General features: G+C 36.9%; 1 protein-coding gene. It reads right to left on the bottom strand.

What is annotated here, in order from left to right; translation table 11 throughout:
• Positions 1-163 precede the first annotated feature (163 nt).
• Positions 164-1,537 (bottom strand): pentapeptide repeat-containing protein (locus AC3DU7_RS23340; RefSeq protein WP_488041688.1); only part of this gene is annotated, 1,374 nt, incomplete at its 5' end.

Raw genomic sequence — 1,537 nt, 5'->3', positions numbered from 1 at the left:
TATAAAATTATTAGGACTTACGTAAAATAATGTAATTCTGTCATTGCGAGCGAAGCGTTTGCGCAGTATTCCGTAGGAAAGCAATCTCCTAGACCCTTGAGATTGCTTCCTTCCACGGAGTGACCGTCGCAATGACTTATAATAACTAATCAAATTATTTAATTTATTTACTCTTTTGCCAATCTTCCAACGCTGCAATAACAAAGCTACTAGCAGGATGATTTAGTAATTGTTCAACAGCAGCAACTCCACCAGATTTTATAGCACTTAATATTCTTTCTGCCTTAGTTGAATTATTATCAATTTGTGTAATTACTTCTGTAGCAATTTTCATTCTGTCCATTGTTGTATCTGATGGGTAAGTTTCATCTAGTTGAGCTAATAATTCTTGAATATCTTTTGCTGCTTGTGCTAAATTTTGTTCCTGAGATTCGTGAATTGTGCGAGCAATTTTTGCAGAGTCTTTAATTTCTCCTCCGCTACCAGCCATACCATAAATTTCTCCTTTGTTGCTGACTGCTCCATGAATTTCATGAGCATGAATTTGGTCTCCACTAGTTTCTGACATTTTTGTATCTCCTTGATTACTATAATTTTCTATATTAACACCAGGGCGATTAACTGCTGCACTTAATACACCTTTATACCATTTAATATCTTTTTCTCTCTGTGCCAATACTGCTCGAAGTTGTTCTGCTGAAAGTGCTTTCAACTCATTATAAGTATCGAAATATTTTTTATCTAAAACTGAATGGTTAGCTTCAGGTGTAGTGTCAGCTCTAATCAATAGTTTGTCATTATTTTCGCCTCGAACCTCCATAGAACGCATTTTTATTTCTGCTTCTGGATGGTCTTTTTGTAGTTTTTCAAATGAATATGCAGCTATTCGGGGGTCTACTCCTTGATTATGATAAAGGTCTAAGGTATTCACCAAAGGTTTGATAAACTCTACAAATTCCCCTTCTTCAAAATTTTTATCTTCGTCAGCAGGTTTTCGGCGCACACGCTCATCTAAACTTTCTTCTGGTGGAAGTTTGAGAAAGTCTGGTCGTTTATCTGGAGGCAAGCGCATATAAACATAATCACATTTGATATTGTCTAGTTTAGTTGTGGTTGTTATCCCCCAGTCTTCAAGAAAAGCTCCGGTTAATGTTGCGCCTGTGAGGTCAGCTTGGTCTAAAAATGTTCCTACTAACTTGGCACGAGAAAGATTAGCACCTTGAAGGTTTGCCGAACTGAGATTCGCTTCTATGAAACTGGCATTAGTTAGGTTTGCTCCCTGGAGATTTATTCCTTGAAGATAGTTTAAGCGATCTAAGTTTATATTTTCACCTTTACCAGTTTTGACTAACTCTCTAACTTTGGCATCTTTTAGATAAGTTTTTCCTGGTCGTATGCGGTCTAGTTTTATGGTGTTTTTCCAAATAGTGCGGGTTATGTTAGCTCCTCTAAAATCTGTACTTTTGAGAGTGGCATTAGTGAAGTCAGCATCAGTTAAATTTGCATCTGTGAAAGATGTTCCACCTATGGCAGCAAA

Source organism: Okeania sp. (assembly GCF_983059655.1).
Note: the sequence above shows the minus strand (reverse complement) of the source record. Positions and strands in the feature narration are given on the sequence as shown.